Here is a 22,158-nt window from a genome sequence, read left to right as displayed (position 1 = left end):
CGATGAGGTCAGGCTAGCCGCGGCCTCCCGACCCGAGCTTCTCGATTCCTGACCGATTCCGAGGCGGCGTCGACGGCGGGCGACAGCCGACCGGATCAGAGCGGTAGCAGGTCTCTGGCCAGGGCCCGCCTGATGCGCCATTCGTCCTGCGATCCCGTCCACCGCGGGAAACCGCCGTGGCTGAAGACCTGGTTCAGATAGCAGACGAACGGCATGGTCGTCTCGCCCGCGAAGAGCCCGTCCACACAGCCGTCGGGAAGCACGATCCCATAGGGCGGACCGCCACTGACGTTCTCCTTGTGCAGCCGGTCGGGCGCGAGGGGAAGCACGAACAGACCGGCCTCCGGGTCCTCCTCGGAATGTTCCCGCCAACCATTCCATTCCGCATCGAAGTAGTGCCGGATCGGCGGGTGGTCGGGGTGACGCGCCCCCTCCAGTTCGACGACCAGGGGGTCGCCGGATGCCGACGTGTCCCACTGCGGGTGGCTTCCTACCAGCCAGACGTCTCCGACCAACCGGGTCCAGGAAAGGACCGTCATGGGGACGTCGCCGAACCGTTCCGCAAGCCAATCCGCGTGCTCTGCCGCCGTCGCGGTCGGGGCGACGTGTGGCGTCACCGGGTTCTGTTCGTCGTCGTTGGTGTGGAACCGGTAACCGTCGGCGGTGAGCCGTTCGACGAGTACCTCGACGTTCTGCCGGGCCCGCCGGGCCATCTCGTCGCAGACCAGCCGCGCTTCGCCGGCAAGGTCCGGATCCTGTCGAACGGCGCGACCGGCCTGGCGCAGTTCATGCCAAACCTGGTCCCGCCGCCCGGCGAGATAACGGTCGAGCCACCGCGGTGAGGTCATGGCGGCGATCCTGCCACGCCGTCGACAGCTCGGTGCCGCCGCCCGGGCAGCTCGCGCGCCCTGGCGGCGTCGTCAGCGGGGCGAGCGAGTCCGAGCCGTGCAGCCGTCAGGTCGTCCCCGGTCGGCGCCGTCGTCGATCGTGGAGGACGAACTGGACCGCACGGCGTACCGGACCGGTACGCTGCCAGCCATGTACGACCGGACGCGCGGCCCGGACCGCCCGGTTGCGGCCGCCAGGGGCGAGCGATCGGCCCAGCCCGGGCCGGGTCGAGCCAAGCCGACTGCCCTCGACCGGGACCCGAGCCAGCTTCGGACGGCGGGCTCCGATCGTCCACCGCGGAGTGCGCGTCGGCGAGCGTCCCCAGCACACCGTCGGGGAGAGAGATGAGCAACCGGACCAAACTGCGTTCGGGACCGCGTGGATCCGCAGCGCCCGTCGCCCGGGCACCCGCCGGACGCCGGCTACTGCTGCTGCTCGCCCTGGCGTTCGCGCTCGGGGCGCTGCTCGCCGGCCCGATCGGCGCCGTCACGGCGGGCGACGACCCGTCCTCGGCCGACCCGGTGGCGCAGTTACGCGCCGAGGAGGCCCGGCGGGACGTCGCGCAGATCGTCGACCTCACCGCCCAGGCCAGACAGGTTCAGCAGAGCCTCGTACCCGTCCTCGACGGGCTGGCCACGGCGGTGCCGGTCGGCGCGGCGGCCGGACCACTCGCCGCCCCGGCCGCGGTGACCGGCTGGCAGGCGGTCACCGGCAAGGCGGTCGACGGCTTCGCCGATCCGCCGTCGGCCGGTACCGGTGTCAACATCGCCCGTTCCGGTCTCACGGCGGCCGTCCGGGCGCTCGACCTCGCCGTCGACACCTACGCGGCCGCGCTGGCCGCGCCGGCGGCCGGCCGTCCGGCGCTGCTGGAGCTGGCCGGGCGCCAGCGGGACATCGCCGTCGCCACCTGGTCGACCGCCGCCACCCAACTCGACGTCCTCAACATCGATGCCGGGCACGGGCACGCCCACGTCTTCCTGCCCGCGGCGCCGGGTCAGGGTGCGTTGACCGCCGACGGCGCTCCGGAAGGCAGATAGCCTCGACGACCCCGGGCGACCCGGCATCGAACACCGTGACGGACACCCTGCTGCCGGTTAGGGTGAGTGGCCGGTTTCCACCCGCCGAAGGGATGTTGTTGCCGTGACCGTGCCGGATCAGGTGGGCGCTCGGCGTGCCGGATCGGCAGACGGGACGGAGGAACCCGACCGCCCTCGGAGACGCCGGCTGGGCGACCGGGTGGGTTCGATCGAGATACTCGCCCTGCTGCTGATCCTGCTGGTGGTGTTCTCCGGGCCGGTGGCGTCGGCGCTGTCCACTCCGCGGTTGCAGACCTGGACCACGGTCTTCGTCTCGGTGATGGTCCAGGCGGTGCCGTTCCTGGTCTTCGGGGTGGTGCTCTCCGCGGTGATCGCGGTCTTCGTGCCCCGGTCGTTCTGGGCCCGGGCGTTGCCCCGCCATCCGGCGCTGGCCGTACCGGTGGCGAGCGCGGCCGGGGTGGTGCTGCCCGGCTGCGAGTGCGGGTCGGTGCCGATCGCGGGCTCGTTGATCCGGCGCGGGGTCACCCCGGCCGCCGCGCTGGCGTTTCTGCTCGCCGCTCCGGCGGTCAACCCGATCGTGCTGGCCGCCACCGCGGTCGCCTTTCCGGGCAATCCGGAGATGGTGGTCGGGCGGGCGGTGGCCAGCCTGGTCGTCGCGATGATCATGGGTTGGCTCTGGTTGCGGCTGGGTCGGGCCGACTGGATCCGGCTGCCGTACCGCCCGGAGCTGGAGGACCTGTCGAAGGGCCGGGCGTTCTGGGCGGCGATCCGGCACGACGTCGTGCACGCGGGCGGGTTCCTGGTGATCGGCGCGATGGCGGCGGCCTGCATCAACGTGCTGGTGCCCGAGCGGTGGTTGCAGAGCCTGGCCGACAACGCGGTGCTGTCCGTGCTCGCGCTCGCCGTACTGGCGGTCCTGCTCTCGATCTGTTCCGAGGCCGACGCCTTCGTGGCCGCCTCGCTGTCGCAGTTCTCGCTCTCGGCCCGGCTGACGTTCCTGGTCGTCGGCCCGATGGTCGACCTCAAACTGATCTCGATGCAGACCGGCGTCTTCGGCCGCCGGTTCGCGGCCCGGTTCGCCCCGGCGACGTTCGTCGTCGCGGTGTTGGTGAGCGTCGGAGTGGGAGCGGTGATCCTGTGACCGGTAGTCGAAGTGGAGTGCCGAGGTGAACCGGCAGGCGCAGGCGGTCGTGCTGCTGCTGCTCGGTGGCTCGGTGCTCAAGGCCAGCGTCACCGACGTCTACCTGCGGTACGTCAAGGAGGGGCTGCGCCCGTTCCTGATCGCCGCCGGGGTCCTGCTGGTGGCCGCCGCGCTGACCACGCTCTGGTACGACCTGAGGGGCGGAGGCGACGATGCCGACGCGCACGCCGGGCACGGCCACGACAGCCAGGACCAGCACGGCGGCGGGCCGGGACCGGACGGCGGCGGGCACGGCCACCGCGAGCCGTGGGTGGGCTGGCTGCTCATCCTGCCCGCGCTCGGGTTGCTGCTGATCTCCCCACCGGCGCTGGGATCCTTCGCGGCCGGGCAGGCCGGCACCGCGTTGACCGGCCAGGAGATCGACGAGTTCCCGCCGCTGCCGGACGGCGACCCGGTGCCGCTCACGCTGCTGGACTATGCCGGTCGCGCCATCCTCGACGAGGGCACCACCCTCGGCAATCGGCGGATCCAGCTCACCGGGTTCACCGCGCCCGGCCCGGACGGGGAAGCGATCCTGGCCCGGATGACCCTCTCCTGCTGCGCCGCGGACGGCCGCCCGATCAAACTCGGCATGTCCGGGGACGCGCCGACCTGGCTGCCACCGGACAGCTGGGTGGAGGTGGTCGGCCGGTACACCACACGACTCGGCAAGGATCCGGTGAGCGATGTGGACATTCCCTATGTCGAGGTCGAGTCGTGGCGGCGGATAGACCCGCCGAAGCAACCGTACGAGTAGTCCGTCATCGGGCCACGTCCAGGTCGGAGCGTCCGGCGGAGACTGCGTCGAGCAGCGCCGCCTCTCCGGCGAGGGCGACCGGTGCCGGGGAACTGGCCGGCGGGCAGGAAGAGGTCGACGCGCGGCCTGGGGCGGCCGCGCGTCGCCGGGCGGGTCAGCAGTCACGCAGCTCGGGTGACTGGTTGAGCAGTTGCCCCTGGGTGGAGACGAAGGCGCGGTACCGCTCTCCGCCGACCGCGGACAGATCGAACGCGGCGACCCGGTGGCAGTTCTGGAATGCCAGCTTCACCCCGAAGTGGCGCTCCAGCGCCCCCCGGATCGCGTCGCTGGCCAGGGCTCGGAGCAACTGGCCCCGCTCCGCCTCGCTCGGCGGCGGTACGGCATGGTCGGCGAACTCCCCGCCGGCACGCTGGAGGTCACCGGCGACCTCGCTGACGACGGCCCAGGCGTACGGCAGGGAATCGCGTACGCAGGCGACGAACTCGGCGTCGTCGACCGGGCCGGTCTCGGCCCGCTCCAGCAGGGCGGTGGGTACGTCGAGGGACATGGACTCTCCTTCGTGGTCGTCGGAACCGGTGGATCGGTCACGGGCAGATGCCAACGTCTCTTCGCGCTCGGCACCAGCCGCACCACCCCGATCGCTACGCTTCGCGTGCAGTGCCCTACGATTCGTGACTCTCACCTTGCCTGATCGCGGCCCGCCCGTCCACCGCCAACTCGTGTCGGCGGGTCTCCGGCCTCGGGTCACGACCACACCGACGTCCATGCTGCGCGACCTCGCCGACGGCTGGCGCGAATACCGGTCCCGCACCTGGATGTGGCACCTCATCCTGGTCTGGAGGGTCTACGGGATCATGCCGTCCGGCCCGCTGGTCCCGCTCGGCGCGGTACGGTCACCTCGCGCGAGGTCGTGGGCTCGAACGGAAGCCTGCCGATGGCCAGGCACTGTCCGGCCCGACGGCCGGCCCTCGTCGGCGCCGAACGGGTACTCGTCATCTCGGTGGCGGTCAGCGCACTCCGCCGCACCGCCCTGCCGCCCGCCCCGGCGGTCCGCGACCTCCGCCGCGTCCCGACCCCACACCGGCCACCGGAGCGGGCCGAGCGGTCCCGTCCGTCAGCGTAGAGTCCGGCTGACCACGGTTGACGCCGTGACCCGGGCGACGGGGGTGTCCGGTCATGGCGTGAGCACCGGGGTCGGGTCGGGAGAGCATGATCACATCTGCGGCCGGGCGGCACCAGTGCTCTCGACCGCAGCCTCGACTGCGGCGAGGACAGCCAAAAGCTTTTGTCGGGTTCCTACAAACCGGGCCGCGTACTGTTCGGTGCGTACGACATGGCGCTGCCGGTCCGCAGGCAGAAGGGTGATCACTGCCGGGGACAGCCGTCCCGCGGCGGGTTCGGATGGGTCTACCAGAGGGGTCGGTCGGGTGTTCAGCCGTATCGCCATCGTCAACCGTGGTGAGGCCGCGATGCGGCTCATCCACGCGGTCCGAGAGCTGGCTGCGGAGACCGGGACGCGGATCGAGACCGTCGCCCTCTACACCGACGTCGACCGCACCGCCACGTTCGTGCGGGAGGCGGATCTCGGCCACTACCTCGGTCCCGCGTCCACGCGTCCGTACCTCGACATGGCGGCGCTGGAGCGGGCGCTCGTGCGGTCCGGGGCCGACGCGGCGTGGGTCGGTTGGGGCTTCGTCGCCGAGGACCCGGCGTTCGCGGAGCTGTGCGAGAAGCTCGGGATCACCTTCGTCGGGCCGAACGCGGACGCCATGCGCCAACTGGGCGACAAGATCGGCGCGAAGCTGATCGCCGAGGAGGTCGGCGTGCCGGTCGCGCCGTGGAGCCGCGGCGCGGTCGAGACCCTGGACGCCGCTCTGGCAGCGGCGGCCAAGATCGGCTACCCGCTGATGCTGAAGGCGACCGCGGGCGGCGGCGGACGCGGCATCCGCGTAATCACGAACGATTCCGAGCTTTCCGACGCCTTCGAGCGGACCCGTCAGGAGGCGGCGCGGGCGTTCGGCAGCGGCGTCGTGTTCCTGGAGCGCCTGGTCACCGGTGCCCGGCACGTGGAGGTCCAGGTGATCGCCGACGGTCAGGGCACCGCCTGGGCGCTCGGTGTCCGCGACTGTTCGGTGCAGCGGCGCAACCAGAAGGTCGTCGAGGAGTCGGCGTCGCCGGTACTCAGCCCCGCGCAGGCCGCCGAGCTGAAGGCCTCGGCCGAACGGCTGGCCGTGGCGGTCGGTTACCGGGGTGCGGCAACCGTCGAGTTCCTCTATCACCCTGGCGACCGCCTGTTCGCGTTCCTCGAGGTCAACACCCGCCTCCAGGTCGAGCATCCGATCACCGAGGCGACCACCGGGTTCGACCTGGTCAAGGCGCAACTGCACGTTGCCTCGGGCGGTCGGCTCGATGGCGCGCCGCCGGTGGAGCGCGGGCACGCCATCGAGGCCCGGCTGAACGCCGAGGACCCGGATCGCGACTTCGCGCCTTCGCCGGGCCGGATCGTGCGGCTGGACCTGCCCGCCGGGCCGGGCATCCGGGTGGACACCGGCGTCAGCGAGGGTGACACCATCCCGGCCGACTTCGACTCGATGATCGCGAAGATCATCGCCTACGGCCGTGACCGCGGCGAGGCGCTCGGCAGGCTGCGCCGGGCGATGGCGGAGACCACGGTGGTCATCGAGGGCGGCGCGACGAACAAGAGCTTCGTACTCGACCTGCTCGACCAGCCCGAGGTGATCGACGCGAGCGCGGACACCGGCTGGATCGACCGGGTCCGGGGTGAGGGCAGGCTGGTCGCGCACCGGCACTCCGCCGTCGCGCTGTCGGCGGCCGCCATCGAGACGTACGAGGAGGAGGAACGCGCCGAGCGGCGGCGACTGCTGGAGACCGCGTCCGGCGGACGCCCGCAGGTGCAGCACTCCGGCGGTCGACCGTTGGACCTCAAGCTGCGCGGCGCCGGCTACCGCCTGCGCGTGGCGCGGATCGGCCCGCACCGGTTCCGGGTCGGCATCGAGTCGGGCGGCGGCGTACGCACCGCCGACGTGGAACTCGACCGGTTCGACCGGCACAGCGGACAGATCGTCGTCAACGGCAACCGGTACCGCCTGCTGACCGGGACGCACGGGCCGATCCACCTGGTCGAGGTGGACGGCGTGACGCACCGGGTCAGCCGGGACGAGGGCGGTGTCGTCCGCTCCCCGATGCCCGCGCTGGTCGTCGCCACGCCGCTGCCGGTCGGCGCCGAAGTCGAGGCGGGCGCCCCGGTGCTGGTGCTGGAAGCGATGAAGATGGAGACGGTGCTGCGATCACCGTTCAAGGCGCGGCTGAAGGAGTGCGCCGTCTCCGTGGGCAGCCAGGTGCAGGCCGGCGCACCGCTGCTGCGGCTGGAGCCACTCGGTGACGGGGCCGACGACGCGCCGGCCGCCGCCACCGTCGAGCTGGACCTGCCGGCCGCGCCCGAGCAGATCCCGGCGCGTCAGCGCACCCGGCGCGGCCAGGAGGACCTGCGCGGCCTGCTGCTCGGCTTCGACGTCGACCCGCACGACGACCGCCGGGTACTCGACGACTACCTCGCCACCCGGCAGGCGGCCATCGAGGAGGGCCACCGGCCCCTGGCCGAGGAACTCGACCTCGTCGACGTGTTCGCCAACCTCGCCGAGCTGAGCCGCAACCGACCCTCGGGCGAGGACGGCGGCGGCGAGGCCCACGTGCACAGCGCCCGCGAGTACTTCCACGCCTATCTGCGGAGCCTCGACGTCGAGCGGGCCGGACTGCCGACCGCCTTCCAGGCCAAGCTCGCCCGGGCGCTCGGACACTACGGCGTCAGCGAACTGGAGCGCTCCCCCGCGCTCGAAGCCGCCGTGTTCCGGATCTTCCTCGCCCAGCAGCGCGCGTCCGCCGACGCGACCGTGATCGCGACGCTGCTGCGCGCGTGGCTGCGGGAGCCGCCGCCGAACGAGACCCTGCGCGAACCGGCCGGTCTCGCGCTCGAGCGGCTGGTGGCCGCGACGCAGGTCCGCTTCCCGGTGGTCGCCGACCTCGCCCGCGGCGTGGTCTTCGCCTGGTTCGCCCAGCCGCTGCTGCGGCGCAACCGCGCCCTGGTCTACGACCGGGTCCGCACCCACCTGCGGCACCTGGACGCGCAGCCGGACTCGCCGGACCGCGCCGAGCGGATCGCGGAGATGGTACGCAGCACCGAGCCACTCGTGCGGCTGCTCGGCCGGCGGCTGCACCGCGATCACCTCGACCACGCGGTCATGCTGGAAGTGCTGACCCGGCGGTACTACGGCAACAAGGGGCTCACCGGCGTCAACACCCGCGAGGTCGCGGGCTGCACGTTCGTGGTCGCCGAGCGCGCGGGTTCGCGCCTGGTCTCCACCGCGGTGCGCTTCGACGCGCTGGGGGGCGCCCTGCGCGGGCTCGCCGAACTGGCGGCCGGCGGGGACGCCGTCGACGCCGACCTCTACCTCGGCTGGGAGAACCAGCCGGAGGACTTCGACGCGATGGTCGCCGAGCTGCTCAAGGTCATCGGCGCGCACCCGCTGCCGCCGCAGGTTCGCCGGCTCACCACCACCGTGGCGGGGCGGCGCGGGGCGGTGATGCACCATCACTTCACGTTCCGGCCGTCGGGCAGCGGGATGACCGAGGAGCGGCTGATCCGCGGCCTGCACCCGTACATCGCGCAGCGGATGCAGTTGGAGCGGCTGCACAAGTTCGACCTGACCCGACTGCCGTCGTCGGACGAGGAGGTCTACCTCTTCCAGTGTGTGGCCCGGGAGAACCCGTCCGACCAGCGCCTCGTCGCGTTCGCGCAGGTGCGCGACCTGACCGAGCTGCGCGAGCACGACGGCCGGCTGGTCGCGCTGCCGACAACCGAGGACACCGTGGCGGCCTGCCTCGACTCGATCCGCCGCGCACAGTCGCGGCGGCCGTCGAAGACCCGCTTCAACACCAACCGGATCGTGATCTACGTCTGGCCGCCGAGCGGCCTGACCCGCGAGGAGATGGAGATGATCGCCGGGCGGGTACGCCCGACGACCGCCGGCGCCGGGCTTGAGGAGATCCTGTTCATCGCCCGGCAGCGCGACCGCCGGACCGGCGAGCTGGCCAAGATCGCCGTACGGATCTCCTTCGACGTCACGGGCGGTGCCGAGCTGACCGTCGGGGAGCCGCCGGTCGAGCCGGTCGAACCGCTCGACGACTACCGGCTGAAGGTGCTGCGGGCAAGCAGCCGCAACACGGTGTACCCGTACGAGCTGACCGGCCTGCTCGGCGACTTCGTCGAGTACGACCTCGACGGCGACCACACGCTGGTGCCGGTCGACCGGCCGAAGGGGCGCAACGCCGCGGCGATCGTCGCCGGCGTGGTCAGCACACCGACCGCACGGCACCCGCAGGGCGTCACCCGGGTCGTGCTGCTCGGCGACCCCACCAAGTCGCTGGGTGCGCTGTCGGAGCCGGAGTGCCGTCGCGTGATCGCCGCGCTGGACCTGGCCGAGCGGATGCGGGTGCCGCTGGAGTGGTACACGCTCTCCTCCGGCGCCCGGATCTCCATGACGTCGGGCACCGAGAACATGGACTGGGTGGCGGCCGCGCTCAAGCGGATCGTCGAGTTCACCCAGCAGGGCGGTGAGATCAACATTGTCGTCACCGGCATCAACGTCGGTGCGCAGCCGTACTGGAACGCCGAGGCGACGATGCTCATGCACACCAGGGGCATCCTGGTGATGACGCCGGACTCGGCGATGGTGCTCACCGGCAAGCAGGCCCTCGACTTCTCCGGCGGCGTCTCCGCCGAGGACAACTTCGGCATCGGCGGCTACGACCGGGTGATGGGCCCGAACGGACAGGCGCAGTACTGGGCACCGAACCTCACCGCCGCCCGGGACGTGCTGATGTCGCACTACGAGCACACGTACGTCGCCCCGGGCGAGGCGGCGCCGCGCCGGGCGACCACCACCGACCCCACCGACCGCGACATCTCCGACTTCCCGCATGCCGTACCCGGCAGCGACTTCGGCACGGTCGGCGAGATCTTCTCCGCGGCGGCCAACCCGGACCGCAAGAAGCCGTTCGACATCCGCACCGTGATGCGGGCGCTGGCCGACCAGGACCACCCCGTGCTGGAACGCTGGGCGGGCATGGCCGACGCGGAGACCGCGGTGGTGCAGGACGTGCATCTCGGCGGCATCCCGGTGTGCCTGCTCGGCATCGAGTCCCGGACGGTACCGCGGCGCGGCTTCCCGCCCACCGACGGCCCGGACACCTACACCGCGGGCACGCTGTTCCCGGCCTCCTCGAAGAAGGCCGCGCGGGCGATCAACGCGGCCAGCGGCAACCGCCCGCTGGTGGTGCTGGCGAACCTCTCCGGCTTCGACGGCTCGCCCGAGTCGATGCGGAAGCTGCAACTGGAGTACGGCGCCGAGATCGGTCGGGCGATCGTCAACTTCCGCGGACCGATCGTGTTCTGCGTGATCTCGCGATACCACGGCGGCGCGTTCGTGGTCTTCTCGAAGGCGCTGAACCCCGGGATGACCGTGCTGGCCCTGGAAGGCTCGTTCGCCTCGGTGCTCGGCGGCGCTCCGGCCGCCGCCGTGGTGTTCGCCGGCGACGTCGACGCCCGCACCGCCGCCGACCCACGGGTACGGGACCTGGAGACCCGGGTCGCGTCCGCCTCCGGTGCCGACCGTGCCGCGTTGACCGCGGAACTCGACGAACTCCGCACGTCGGTCCGGACGGAGAAGCTCGGCGAGGTGGCGGCGGAGTTCGACCGCGTGCACAACATCCAGCGCGCGGTCGAGGTCGGCTCCGTCGACGCCGTCATCCGGGCGGCCGACCTCCGCCCCCGCGTCATCGAGGCCATCGAGTCGCGTCTGCGTCAACCGGTCGAGGGCGAGCGGCACAGCGCGGCGGTAGCCGGGTAAACCGGCGACGGCGGCTCCGAGGCGCAGGCGTACCGAAACCATCGGATCCTGGGCGGCCGGGAACGCCTGCGTGTCGTCCGGCTGCTCGGCGCGGTACTCGCGCTCGACAGCGCCGACACCGGCACCGTCGGCGCGCCGCCGCGCAACTCGACGCCGACCTGGGGATCGGCCACGCCCCACTGGGCCTGCTGGCGTCCGCTTCCCGGTCGATGTCGCCACGGCCGCCGCCCGGGACCGTCGACCGCCGGGGACTACTCTCCGGTCCGCCGTTCCCGGTCACCGGCACCGGTGACGTCCCCGCCCGGTGCGCCCGGGCTCTCCCCCGGACCGGCATCCACGGCCTTCGGCGACCCACGCGCGGCCGCGGCGCGATCACTCGCCCGCGGGGCACGTCGGGCGAGCAGAAAGACGCCCACGACGAGTCCGCCGAGCGCGGCGAGTTCGCCGACCAGGCTCCAGGCACCGGTCCGGATCCGCTCGTCCAGCCAGAGCAGCCCGATTGCCATGGAGACCAGGGGATCCGTGACGGTGAACGTCGCCAGTGCCGGCGCGCCGAGGGGTCCCGCCTGGTACGCGTTCTGGCTCAGCAGCACGCCGATCGGGCCGAGCACCACGATGCCATACGTCTGCCAGTGCCCCAGCACGGCGATGGGTCCGTCGTCGAAGGTGTGCGCGAGGCTGCTGATCAGACCGGCCGTGACGCCGTAGCAGGTGCCGGCGGCGGCCGCCAGGGGAAGTGGGCGCCAACGACGGCCCAGTCGGGCCGCGAGCAGCAGGCAGCCGGCGACGGCGCCGACGAGGCCGGCTACCAGCCACGCCCCGTCCTGGATCGAGTCCAGGCCATGGCCGCGGTTCGCGGCAGGAGCGGCGATCAGCAGGAAGGCGGAGAGGCCGACGAGGCAGAGGAGCGACTCCAGCACGATGGGTCCGTCCGGGCGGTGGCGTTCCACTGCGGCGAGCAGGAGAACATACCACAGCAGGCCGGTCACCAGTACCGATTGCACCAGTATCAACGGAACGAGGGTGAGCGCTGCCGCCTGTAGGCCGAAGGCCGCCGCTGCCAGCAGGACGGACCACCGCCAGTTGCGCCGGTGCAGCAGCCGCCACAGCAGCTTCGGTCGGGCCACCCGCTCCTGTGGTACCCCCTGGTTCGCCCGGTACTGGAGGACCGAGGACGTGCCGAACGCGGCGGCGGCGGCCACCGCGAGCGTCGTACCGAGCGCCAGCTGCGCGCCCTGGTTCACCGACGGGTAGATCCGGGCATCATCGCGTCTCCTCGGCCGGGTGTCCGCGCCATGGTCCGGGCCGGCCGACGACGCCGACGCGACCGGGCCGCCGCCGGCGCCGGGCTGGCCGACCCGGGGCGTTCCCCGTCGCAGCGCCGGCAAACCTTCGCACGACCGGCACGGCCGGCGCCGGGTTTACCCGTCCGGGCCGCGGGTAGCCGGCTCGCCGGGCGGAGGCGTGGGGTGGACGGACGTGAGCGGGTGGTCGAGGCGAGCGTGGTCGGGCGGCGCGGGCTGCGGAGTCGGGTGCCGCTCCTGCTCGCCCTGACCGCTGGTCCCGCCGCGGTCGAGGCGGCGGTCCTGAGCTGGACCGCGAACCGGTCCGCGCTCGGGATGGCCCCACAGGCCGCCGCGGCCAACCCGTTCGGCGTCTTCCACGATCTGCGCTGGGTTTTCGTGTACCACGACTCGTGGCTCTCCTTCGCCGTCGCGCTGCTCGCCGCGATCGTGGTCCGGACGCTGCTCACGGTCGCGATCGTGATCGTCGCGTGGCCGCCGGAACGACCCCGTCCATCGGTACGCCGGCTGGCCGGTACCGGTCTGGCCGTCACCGCGGCGACCGCGCTCGCGCTCGCGCCGTGGACGTCGATCACCGTGGCCGCCGGTGCCACCGCGCTGTCGTGGTTCTCGATCGGTGCGGTACTCGCGCTGCTCGTCCTGGCCCTGCTGCTGCAACGGGGGCCGATGACGGGAGCGTGGTGGCGTGGGCTGCCGCCGCCGGGGGCGGTGCTCTGGGCGGCGGCCACGTTCGGGGCGCTCACCGTCGGGGCCCTGGTCGTCGGCCTCGGCCCCGGTTGGGCGGCGGTGCCGTTGGCCGCCGCCGCCGGCGCGGTCAACGCACCGCTGTGGCAGGCGCTGGTCAGAAGCGCGGTGCTGGGCCGATCGCGCCTGCCACGGCTGCCGACGGTACCGGTCGTCGTGGTGGTGCTACTGCTCGCCCTCGCCGGCAGCGGGCTGCTGGCCCGGTCGGGCTCCCGTGCCGCGGCCCGACCGCCACCGGCGTTGGTGCAGCGGGACGGTGACGTCACCCCGGAGCAGGCGCTGCTCTACGTCGGCGGGTACGACTCCCGCTACGACGGCTCGACCGGACACCTCCCCGACCCGGCGGGCCGGGCGTCGCTGCCGGTACGCAGGTTCTCCTATGCCGGGCTCGACCGGCAGGGTGAGCCGTTGCCCTACTCCCCCGCCGACACGCACCAGCCGCTCACCCGCAGCGCGAAACTCCTCGCCGCCCAGGTGATCGAGGTACGTCGGCGGACCGACCGCCCGGTGGCGCTGCTCGCGCACAGCGAGGGGACCCTGGTGGTGCGTGCCTACCTGGACGACGGCCCGCACCCCGACGTCGACGCTGTCGCCCTGCTGAGCCCACTTCCGCAACCCGCCCGCGTCTACTATCCGCCGGCGCGGGCACGGGCCGGGTGGGGCATCGCGACCGGCTGGCAGTTACGGATCATCTTCGGGGTGGTCGCCACGACCGGCGGCTCGGACCTCGGCAGCGACAACCCCTTCGCCCGGTCACTGCTGGACGAGGCGCCGCGGTACCGGGACCGGATGCTCCAGCCGGTGGCCGACGTACGGATGATCGCGTTCCTGCCCCTGGTCGACGCCCTCACGAACCCGCCAGGCCCCGACCCGCGGATCCCGGTCGTCGTCGTTCCCGAGCGGCACGCCATGGACTACGGCAGGGCGAGGACGCAGCGGCTCCTGATCGCGTTTCTCGACGGCCACTCACCCGATCCGGGTGGGGACGGCGGGTACCGGGCGCTGCGCGCCGCCGGTGCCGCCTGGCAGGCGCCGAGCCTGGCTTTCTCGCTCAACCCGGTCTGGCAGACCCGTCCGTCCCCGTCGTGACAATCTGAGCATGGACGACGGAAGTCCCGCCGCGCCCAGGGCGATCCGCGCCGCTGACCCGGACCGGGGGCGGTCGGCCCGGGGCCGCTCAACGAGGAGACGGCATGACTGATGGAGGTGGCAGCGCACTCCGTGGCGTGGTCAGCCGTCGGCTGCCGGACCCGCCACCGACCCCGCCCGTCCCGGGAATGACCCCGCGTCGGGTACTGGTGGTCTCGGCCGACATCGGCGGTGGCCACGACGCGACCGGCCGGGCACTACAGGAGCGGATTCTGGAGTTGTGGCCGGGCAGCACGGTGCGGTGGCTGGACACCCTCGACGTGATGGGACCCGGCGTGGGGGCGGCCTTCCGGCGCGTCTACGTCACCAACGTGGAGCTGACCCCCTGGCTGTACGAGTTCTTCTTCCGCTCGCTGTGGCGGTATCCCTGGCTGGCTCGGGCGTCGAAGGCGTTCACCGGGGCCTGGGCGGGGCGTCGGCTCGGCCCCCGGATCGAGGCCTTCGACCCCGATCTCGTCATCTCCACGTACCCGCTGGGCAGTGCCGGGCTGGCCTGGCTGCGTCGCCACCGCGGGCTCGGCGTACCGATCGGGGCCTGGGTGTCGGATTTCGCCCCGCACCCGTTCTGGGTCTATCCGCAGCTCGACCTGAACCTGGTGGTCCACCCGCAGGCGGTACCGCTGGCGGACGCCGCCGCACCCGGGGCACCGATCGCCGTCTGCCCACCGCCGGTCCTGAAACGCTTCCGCCCCGGTGACCAGGCCGCCGCTCGGCACCGGTTCGGGCTGGACGCCTCCCGGTACGTCGTCGTGGTCGCCTGCGGCTCCTTCGGCTTCGGAGCGGTGGAGGAGGCGGTCCGGGGCCTGGCCACGCTCGCCGGCCCGGTACAGGTGGTCGTGGTGTGCGGGCACAACCGGCAGCTCGTCGACCGGCTCAGCCGGCTGGGGGCACCGGCCGACCGGCTCATGGTGCTCGGCTGGGTCGACGACATGCCTGCCCTGTTGCGCGCCGCCGACCTGTTGGTGACCAACGCCGGCGGCGCGACCGCGCTGGAGGCGTGGGCGACCGGTACCCCGATGCTGATGTACCGGCCCATCGCCGCACACGGTGCCGCGAACGCCGCGCTGATGACGGCCTGCGGGCTGACCGAGACCTCCCAGGACCTGCCCGACCTGCTGCGGCGGGTTCGGCTGGCGGCGCAACGCGCGTCCTCGCCCCGCCCGCACCAAGGGCTCGACGGTGGCGGTTGCCTGGCCGAGTTCGGCCTACTGGCCCTGGCTGCTTCGACCCCGCCGCCGTCGACCCCGGCACCGCCCGCACCCTCCTCGACCCCGGTACTGGCCGTGCGGACCTCACCGGCCGTCGGGGCCGGCCCCGGAACCACGGACTCGCGGCGACGCCGACCCCGGCGGCCGCCGAGTTGGCCGCTTCGCGCCCAGGACGCCTTCTTCCTGCACGTCCAGTCCCCGACGGTCGCGCAACAGATCGGCGCGGTAATCGAACTCGACCCGTTGCCGGACGGTCGTCCCGTCGAGCGCGACGAGATCATCGACCTGCTGGCCCGGAGGCTGCCCGCGATCACCACCTTGCGTCGCCGGCTGTCGGAGCGCGGCCGGTGGCGGCGGCCCGGCTGGGTCGTCGATCCCTGCGTCGATCCGGCGGACCACGTGGATGAGCACCATCTGCCGGCCGGCTCCGGAAGGAGCGCCGCCGACTCGGCGATCGACCTCTTCTGGTCGCGGCCACTCCCGATGCACCGGCCGTTGTGGCAGATGCTGCTGGTCACCGGCCTGCCCGGCGGCCGTACCCGGCTCGCGATAAAGCTGCACCACAGCCTCGGTGACGGCCTGTCCGTGATCGGCACGGTGCAGCGGCTGTTCGATCCGGCCCCCGGGGCGGACGTCCACGGCGAACCCCCCGGGCCGACGCGCCGACCTCGGATCCAGCACCCCGGGTCGGCACTGCTCGGGGCGGCCAGAGCGGGCACCCGGCATACTCTCGGCGCGATGCGCGGACTGGCTCGACTGGCCGTGGCCGGGCGGGCTCCCCGTACACCCGTCAACCGTCCGCTCCGCACTCCGGGTCGGGTCTTTGTCGCGACCACCCTGCCCAGCGAGGAACTGCGTCGAACGGCGCGAGCAAACAGCGTGCACGTCAGCGAGCTGGTGTGCGCGCTGCTGGCCGACGCGCTCGGGAGCACCTACCGCCCGACGGCTGCCCCGACCGGCCTGCGAGCCATGTTCGCGGTCTCCATGGATCCGCGGAACCGCTCGCGGACCCACGGAAACTGGACCGGGGCGATCGCCCTCGACCTGCCGGTCGGGCCGCTGCCACCCCTCCGGCGTCTGGCCGAGGTCAGCGATCGGTTGCGGAGCAGTGTGGCGAGCGGACAGCCGATCGCCGCCACGCTCGTCATGCGGGCCATGGGTGCACTGCCGGCACCGGTCCACGGCGCCCTGGCCCGCCGGGTCTACAGCCGCCGCTTCCTCAACGTCATCGTCTCCTACCTGAGCGAGCGCTCGCCGCGTCCACAGCGGCTGGCCGGCGCGCCCGTACGCGCCGTCACCCCGGTCGTCGCACTGGCCGACGGCGTGCCGATCGGCGTCGGCGTGCTGCGCTGGGGCGACACGACGAACGTGGGCATCCTGCTCGACGAGACGCTGGCCCACACCGCGAGCGAGTTCGTGGCCGCGCTGCACGCCGCCTTCGCCGAGATGGTGCGCAACCACGACGATCCGGCGCCCGGCGACGGGGGTTGAAGTCCGGCGCCTGTCTGCTCGTCGCGGGCACCCGGTCGAGGTCGAGGGGACGGCGGGCCCGTCCGGGCCGGTGCCGCAGGGCCGCGCCTGCTCGCCGAGGTCGCGCGGTAGAGGTGCCGGGCTGCCCGGACGGGGTCAGTGCCCCCGGTACAGCGCCTCGACATCTGCCGCGTAGCGGTCCTCCACCACGTCGCGTTTGATCTTCAGGGTGGGAGTGAGTTCGCCGTCGGCCTCGGTGAACTCCCGGGGCAGGATGCGGAACGTCTTCACCTGTTCCGCCCTCGAAACCGTCTCGTTGGCCCGGTCGACCGCAGCCTGGATCTCCCGCCGGAGCTTCGGGTCGTCACGCAGGTCGGCGACGGATTTGTCGGGTCGGCCGTGTGTGGCGCGCCAACGCGGCCACGCCTGGGGGTCGATGGTGACGAGTGCGGCGACGTAGGGACGATCGTCGCCGAGGAGCATGCACTGGCTGACGAGAGGGTGTTGCCGGATCTGCTCTTCGACGGGCTCCGGGGCGAGGTTCTTCCCGGCGGCGGTGACGAGGATTTCCTTCTTGCGTCCGGTGATGCTCAGGTAGTGATCGTCATCGATGCTGCCCAGGTCGCCGGTACGCAGCCAGCCGTCGCTGAAGGTGTCGCGGGTCGCGTCGGGGTTGTTCCAGTAGCCGGCGAAGACCACCTCGCCGCGGGCGAGCACCTCACCGTCGTCGGCGATGCGGATCTCCACGCCGGGGAGCGGGCGCCCCACAGTGCCGATCCGGGTCGCCGACGGTAGGTTCACCGTCAGCGCGGGCGACGTCTCGGTCAACCCGTACCCCTCCAGCACCGTCACGCCGGCGCCCCGGAAGAAGTGGCTCAACCGCTCACCGAGCGGGGCGCCGCCGACGATCGCCATCCGGCAACGCCCGCCGAGGGTGGCGCGTAGCTTGCGGTACACGAGGGCGTCGAACACCAGGCGTGCCAGCCGGAGCAGCGGCCCCGGGCCGCGCCGGGTCTGCACCGCGCGGCTGTGGCGGACGGCAACGGTGTCTGCCACGGTGAACAACCATCCGCGGTGGGCGTCGTCGGCCGTCTGCCGGGCCCGGGCGTACATCTTCTCGAACACCCGGGGGACCGCGAGAATGAACGTCGGACGGTACCGGCGCAGTTGATCGAGCACTCCGGCGGTGCCGGCGCCGTGTACCAACGTGGCCCGGGTACGCACCATGCCGACCTGGATCAGCCGGGGGAACGCGTGGGCGAGCGGCAGGAACAGCACCGTCGTCGCGCCAGGATGCAGCAACTGCGACAGCACCGCGGTCGAGACGGCCACGTCGCAGGAGATGTTGCGGTGCGTCAACACACATCCCTTGGGCCGTCCGGTCGTACCGCTGGTATAGACGATCGTCGCCACATCTGCGGGTGTGACCGCCCGACGACGCGTTTCCACCTGCGCGTCGTCGACGGCGCGGCCACGCCCGACCAGCTCGATCAGGTCACCGGAGTCGATCCGCCACGCCTGCCGCAACGCCGGCAGGTCCGGGCGGAGGTCGGCGAGCATCGCGGCGTGCTCGGCGGTCTCCACGACGCATCCCACCGCACCGGAATCGGACAGCATCCATCCGAGCTGCTCCGGACTGGAAGTCTCGTACACCGGGACCGTGACCGAACCGATCGACCACAGCGCATAGTCGACCAGCGTCCACTCATAGCGGGTACGGCTCATCAACGCGACCCGATCGCCGGGTCCCACCCCGGCCGCGATGAACCCCCGCGCGAGCCCCTGCACGTCATCGCGGAACTGCCGGCAGGACACCTGCACGGCCCCGTCGCTGCCGGCCCCCGGCGCCGGCCAGGACCGAGGATCCGGATCCGGGCGCACGAACTGCACCGCCTCCGGATCCTGCCGGGCGTTGTCCCAGACGACCTCGGCCAGGCCCGACGGTTCGACACCGGTCAGCGGCGGCGCCGCCGTCACGTCCCGCACCCGGCCACCTCGCAATCGCCCTCGCCGCCCCTGCCCCGCACCGCAACCAAGGTCCGCTTCGGCCATGATGTCGCACCGACGGCCCGCTACGACGGCGAACTCCGAAACCGACCCTTTTCCACGTCCCCTTGCGGTCCGACGGACCGCAAGGCCGGACGCGGTGCGTAAGCGCCGCGCGGTCCAGGTCGAAAAGGTTCAGTGAACGCGTAGGCACGCCACCGCGTCCGCCACCGATAGCCCCCGCCGGCGAGCCGACCGGCCCGGCCCCGTCAGCGCGCGGTGACCGCCCCCCGTCCCGCCCGCTCGACCTCCTCGACGGCCGCCAGGACCTCCGCCACGCCAAGCGCCACCAGCGCCGGATGCGGCCCGGCCTCCGCCGGTCGTCTCCCCCGCTGGTGCGCAGGTTCCGGTTCCGGCCGCCCCGACGCGCCGGGATCCGGCTGCCGGGCGGCGGGAACGGCGGGCGGGTGCCGCCACCCCACCGCCGGGCCGGCCCAGAGGGCACGGTGCCAGGGCCGGTCGACCGGCGGTCCCCACAGCGCCGGCGGCACCGGGCCGAAGAGCAGGACCGACGGGGTGCCGTAGCCGGTGCCGAGGTGGCCGATGCCGGTGTCACCGGCGACCACCAGCCGGCCGTGCGCGACCAGCGCCGCCAGCGCACCGACGTCGGTGCGCCCGGCCAGGACGGCCGAACCGGGCAGCCCGGCCCGGGCGGCGACCTCCTCGGCGAGGCCACGCTCGCCGGGTGCGCCGGTGACCGCGACCCGGTGTCCCCGCCGCGTCAGCTCCCGAGCCACGGCGGCGAACCGGTCGGCCGGCCAGCGCCGCTCGGCGGCCTTGGCACCGGGATGCACGATGCTGACCCCGACCGGGAGGTCGCCCGGCGGCGGCCGGTGCAGCGCCAGATCATCCGGATCGGTGGCGATGCCGTACCAGTCGAGCAGGCGGCACCAGCGGTGCACCTCGTGCTCGTCGGGTCGCCACACCGGGCCGACGTGGTGTCCGGCCTCGGCGCAGGCGTACGCGATCAGGTGCCGGGGCTGGGCGGTGCGCAGCAACCGGTGCGACTGCGGGCCGCGCCCGTGCAGGTTCACCGCCCATCCCGGCGCCAGCGGCGGCCACCGGTACGGCCCCAGCCCGTCGACGTCGACCTGCTCGTCGATGCCGCCGACCAGGTCGACCAGGGGCGCGAGCCAGCGCGGTGCGGCGAGCGCCAGCCTTTCTCCGCCGAAGGCGGCCCGCAGCGCGCGCAGGGCCGGTACGGCGGTGGCGAGGTCGCCGATGCCGAGGGCGCGCAGCGCGAGGATCACGGGTACGAGCTCTCCCGGTCGGCGCAGACCACCAGCTCCCGTACGGCGCAGCCCGGCGGTTGGGAGAGCGCGAAGAGTACCGTGTCGGCGACGTGGCCGGGATCGTTGAGTACCGCGTCCGCGCCGGGGCGGTACTGCTCGTCGCGACCGTCGAAGAACGCGGTACGCATGCCGCCCGGGATGAGCAGGGTGACGCCGACCGTGCCGGCCAGTTCTGCGGCGAGGGCACGGGTGAAGCCGACGACGCCGAACTTCGCGGCGCAGTAGGCGGTGGCGTCGCCGACCGCCTTGACGCCGAGGGTGGAGGCGACGGTGACGACCGTGCCGTGCGAGCGTTCCAGCGCGGGCAGCGCGGCACGGACGACCGCGGCGGTGGCGAACAGGTCGACCGTGACGACCCGTTCCCAGATCTCGGCGGGTACGTCGGCCAGCCGCCCGGGCGTGTCGGTGCCGGCCGCGGTGACCACGCCGTCGAGCCCGCCGGCCTGCTCGACGAGTTGCCGGGTGGCCCGCTCGGCGGCGCGGGTGTCCGCGAGGTCGCACTCGATCCAGGGCACCTCGTCGGCCGGTGCCTGCCGGTCCAGCACGTACGGCCGCCCGCCCGCCTTCTGCACGGCGGTCACCACGGCGGCGCCGAGTCCGCTGGCGCCGCCGGTGACCAGGATCGCCTTGCCGGTCAGGTTGTTCATCGTCGTCCTTCCGCGAGTTGACGGCCGCCGGCCCGGGCGGCGGCGATGGTGCCGGAGGTGGAGCGCCCGTCGAGGTAGGGAACGAGCACGGTCTGTCCGCCCCAGCGCCGTACCTGCTCGGCCTCGGGCAGGTCGGGGTGGTCGGGGTCGGCGCCACGGGCGTAGTCGCCGCCCTTGACCCAGATGTCGGGACGGAGCCAGCGGAGCACCGCGTGCGGTGTCGACTCGTCGAAGACCACGACGGCGTCGACGCAGTCCAGCGCGGCCAGCAGCCGGGCCCGGTCGGCCTGCGGGGTGAGCGGCCGCCCGGGCCCCTTCAGCTCCGCGACACTGCGGTCGGAGTTGAGGCAGACGACGAGACAGTCGCCGAGCCGTCGGGCGGCCTGCAGGGTGGCCAGGTGGCCGGCGTGCAGGAGATCGAAACAACCGCCGGTGGCGACCACCGTCCCGCCGTTCGCGCGTACCCGCGCCAGGACGGCGGAGGCGGCCTCCCGCCCGCCGCCGTCGACTCCGGGTGTGCCGGCTGGACGATCGCCGTCACCCGTGGCGGCGGCGTCCGGCCGTCCTCCGGCGGCCGGGCCGGCGAGCGTGGCTGCTCCGCCTTCCGCCACGTAGGTCGAGGCGACCCGGACCGCCTCCTGCACCGCTTCCGACAGGAGCGCCCCGTCGGCCAGCGCGGTGACGGCGGCGACGGCGAACCGGTCACCGGCGCCGCAGGTGTCGCCGACCGCGCTCACCGGCGCCGGTACGACCAGCGGAGCCCCGCCGTTGTGGCAGAGCAGGCTGCCGTCCCCACCCATCGTGACCGCGACCGCGGCGGCACGCCACCGGTCCCGCAGCACCCGGGCCGCGCGGGCCAGCCCGGACAGGCGCGGCCCGGTGGCCGCGTCACCGGTGAGCCGGAACAGCTCCCCCTCGTTCGGCGTCACGAGACGGCTACCCGGAACGGCCGCCGGTCCGCGCGGATGCGGGTCCCAGACCACCGGCGCGGCGGTCCCGGCGAGCGCCTGGCGCATCGCCGACAGTCCGGCCACGCCGCGTCCGTAGTCGCTGACCAGGATGGCGCCCGCCCCGGCCAGGACCTCCAGCGCGGCGGCCGGTGGTTCGCCCGGCGGTTGGGCGGCACCGCCCCGGTCCAGCCGGAGCAGGGTCCGGCCGCCGGCCCGAAGCCGGATCTTCTCCGGAGTGGCGCCGGGCAGCGGCAGCGGGTAGAGCCGCACGCCGGCGGCCGTGAGCAGTCCGGTCAGCCGAGCCGCGGCCGGGTCGTCGGCCAGCGCGGTGACCAGCGCGACCTCCCGCCCGTCGGCGGCGGCGAGCAGGGCGGCGAGGCCGGCCCCGCCCGGCCGGTCGGTGGCGGATTGCTCGTCCAGGACCGGCGCCGGGGCGTCCGGGCAGAGCCGGTCGACCCGGCCGTCGACGTCCCGGTCCAGCAGGGTGTCCCCGACCACGACAAGCAACTCACTCATGCCGGCACCCCGCTTCGCCGTGAACACACTCGCTGAGCTGGCTG

General features: G+C 73.3%; 14 protein-coding genes. 7 read left to right on the top strand and 7 right to left on the bottom strand.

The window, feature by feature from the left end; genetic code table 11:
* Positions 1-95: 95 nt before the first annotated feature.
* Complete coding sequence (locus ACQEVC_RS28320) at positions 96-848, bottom strand: hypothetical protein (RefSeq protein ID WP_432883334.1); 753 nt, start codon at positions 846-848, stop codon at positions 96-98.
* A gap of 384 nt (positions 849-1,232) precedes the next feature.
* On the opposite strand from ACQEVC_RS28320, the gene ACQEVC_RS28315 reads away from it, so the two are divergent.
* From ACQEVC_RS28315 to ACQEVC_RS28305, 3 genes are all read left to right on the top strand, one after another.
* The gene (locus ACQEVC_RS28315; RefSeq protein WP_432883332.1) at positions 1,233-1,925 is read left to right on the top strand and encodes a hypothetical protein; all 693 of its coding nucleotides are present in this window, start codon (positions 1,233-1,235) and stop codon (positions 1,923-1,925) included.
* 187 nt (positions 1,926-2,112) lie between these two features.
* Positions 2,113-3,066, top strand: a complete 954-nt coding sequence (locus ACQEVC_RS28310; protein ID WP_432891736.1) for a permease — start codon at positions 2,113-2,115, stop codon at positions 3,064-3,066.
* Positions 3,067-3,091: 25 nt separating this feature from the next.
* Positions 3,092-3,862, top strand: coding sequence for a TIGR03943 family putative permease subunit (locus ACQEVC_RS28305; RefSeq protein ID WP_432883329.1), 771 nt, complete (start codon positions 3,092-3,094; stop codon positions 3,860-3,862).
* Positions 3,863-4,016: 154 nt separating this feature from the next.
* Here the strand turns inward: ACQEVC_RS28305 and ACQEVC_RS28300 are convergent, their stop codons facing one another.
* Positions 4,017-4,409, bottom strand: a complete 393-nt coding sequence (locus ACQEVC_RS28300; protein WP_432883326.1) for an SCO5389 family protein — start codon at positions 4,407-4,409, stop codon at positions 4,017-4,019.
* 387 nt (positions 4,410-4,796) lie between these two features.
* Between ACQEVC_RS28300 and ACQEVC_RS28295 the strand changes: the two genes are divergently transcribed.
* Together ACQEVC_RS28295 and ACQEVC_RS28290 are read left to right on the top strand one after the other, a co-directional pair.
* Entirely contained in the window at positions 4,797-4,985 is a 189-nt protein-coding gene (locus ACQEVC_RS28295; RefSeq protein WP_432883323.1) for a hypothetical protein, read from the top strand.
* Positions 4,986-5,289: 304 nt separating this feature from the next.
* Positions 5,290-10,788 (top strand): carboxyl transferase domain-containing protein, encoded by a 5,499-nt coding sequence (locus ACQEVC_RS28290; RefSeq protein WP_432883320.1) that lies wholly within the window; start codon positions 5,290-5,292, stop codon positions 10,786-10,788.
* Positions 10,789-11,039: 251 nt separating this feature from the next.
* Here ACQEVC_RS28290 and ACQEVC_RS28285 read toward each other — a convergent pair whose 3' ends face one another.
* Positions 11,040-12,032, bottom strand: a complete 993-nt coding sequence (locus ACQEVC_RS28285) for a DMT family transporter (protein ID WP_432883318.1) — start codon at positions 12,030-12,032, stop codon at positions 11,040-11,042.
* Between the two features lie 225 nt (positions 12,033-12,257).
* On the opposite strand from ACQEVC_RS28285, the gene ACQEVC_RS28280 reads away from it, so the two are divergent.
* Both ACQEVC_RS28280 and ACQEVC_RS28275 read left to right on the top strand, forming a co-directional pair.
* Positions 12,258-13,925 carry an esterase/lipase family protein gene (locus tag ACQEVC_RS28280; protein ID WP_432883316.1) on the top strand — a complete coding sequence of 556 codons (1,668 nt, stop codon included), beginning with the start codon at positions 12,258-12,260 and terminating at the stop codon, positions 13,923-13,925.
* A 104-nt stretch (positions 13,926-14,029) separates the two neighbouring features.
* Positions 14,030-16,684: a wax ester/triacylglycerol synthase domain-containing protein gene (locus ACQEVC_RS28275; protein ID WP_432883313.1), complete on the top strand. Its 2,655-nt coding sequence runs from the start codon at positions 14,030-14,032 to the stop codon at positions 16,682-16,684.
* A gap of 135 nt (positions 16,685-16,819) precedes the next feature.
* Here the strand turns inward: ACQEVC_RS28275 and ACQEVC_RS28270 are convergent, their stop codons facing one another.
* From ACQEVC_RS28270 to ACQEVC_RS28255, 4 genes are all read right to left on the bottom strand, one after another.
* Positions 16,820-18,715 carry an AMP-dependent synthetase/ligase gene (locus ACQEVC_RS28270; RefSeq protein ID WP_432883310.1) on the bottom strand — a complete coding sequence of 632 codons (1,896 nt, stop codon included), beginning with the start codon at positions 18,713-18,715 and terminating at the stop codon, positions 16,820-16,822.
* 203 nt (positions 18,716-18,918) lie between these two features.
* The gene (locus ACQEVC_RS28265) at positions 18,919-19,959 is read right to left on the bottom strand and encodes a glycosyltransferase family 9 protein (RefSeq protein WP_432883307.1); all 1,041 of its coding nucleotides are present in this window, start codon (positions 19,957-19,959) and stop codon (positions 18,919-18,921) included.
* Positions 19,956-20,648 (bottom strand): SDR family oxidoreductase, encoded by a 693-nt coding sequence (locus tag ACQEVC_RS28260; protein ID WP_432883304.1) that lies wholly within the window; start codon positions 20,646-20,648, stop codon positions 19,956-19,958. The genes ACQEVC_RS28265 and ACQEVC_RS28260 overlap by 4 nt, the downstream gene beginning before the upstream one ends.
* Positions 20,645-22,114: a PfkB family carbohydrate kinase gene (locus tag ACQEVC_RS28255; RefSeq protein WP_432883302.1), complete on the bottom strand. Its 1,470-nt coding sequence runs from the start codon at positions 22,112-22,114 to the stop codon at positions 20,645-20,647. Before ACQEVC_RS28255 ends, ACQEVC_RS28260 begins: the two co-directional genes overlap by 4 nt.
* Positions 22,115-22,158 lie beyond the last annotated feature (44 nt).

The sequence above is a fragment of the Plantactinospora sp. CA-294935 genome (genome assembly GCF_050936445.1).
Lineage (GTDB): Bacteria > Actinomycetota > Actinomycetes > Mycobacteriales > Micromonosporaceae > Plantactinospora.
The sequence above is the reverse complement of the archived record's forward strand: the minus strand, read 5'-3'. Positions and strand labels throughout refer to the sequence as shown.

Bases quoted from the DNA above. Each gene is read 5' to 3' on its own strand.
- ACQEVC_RS28320 (WP_432883334.1), bottom strand. From the start codon at position 848: ATGACCTCACCGCGGTGGCTCGACCGTTATCTCGCCGGGCGGCGGGAC.
- ACQEVC_RS28315 (WP_432883332.1), top strand. From the start codon at position 1,233: ATGAGCAACCGGACCAAACTGCGTTCGGGACCGCGTGGATCCGCAGCG.
- ACQEVC_RS28300 (WP_432883326.1), bottom strand. From the start codon at position 4,409: ATGTCCCTCGACGTACCCACCGCCCTGCTGGAGCGGGCCGAGACCGGC.
- ACQEVC_RS28295 (WP_432883323.1), top strand. From the start codon at position 4,797: ATGGCCAGGCACTGTCCGGCCCGACGGCCGGCCCTCGTCGGCGCCGAA.
- ACQEVC_RS28275 (WP_432883313.1), top strand. From the start codon at position 14,030: ATGACTGATGGAGGTGGCAGCGCACTCCGTGGCGTGGTCAGCCGTCGG.
- ACQEVC_RS28270 (WP_432883310.1), bottom strand. From the start codon at position 18,715: ATGGCCGAAGCGGACCTTGGTTGCGGTGCGGGGCAGGGGCGGCGAGGG.
- ACQEVC_RS28260 (WP_432883304.1), bottom strand. From the start codon at position 20,648: ATGAACAACCTGACCGGCAAGGCGATCCTGGTCACCGGCGGCGCCAGC.
- ACQEVC_RS28255 (WP_432883302.1), bottom strand. From the start codon at position 22,114: ATGAGTGAGTTGCTTGTCGTGGTCGGGGACACCCTGCTGGACCGGGAC.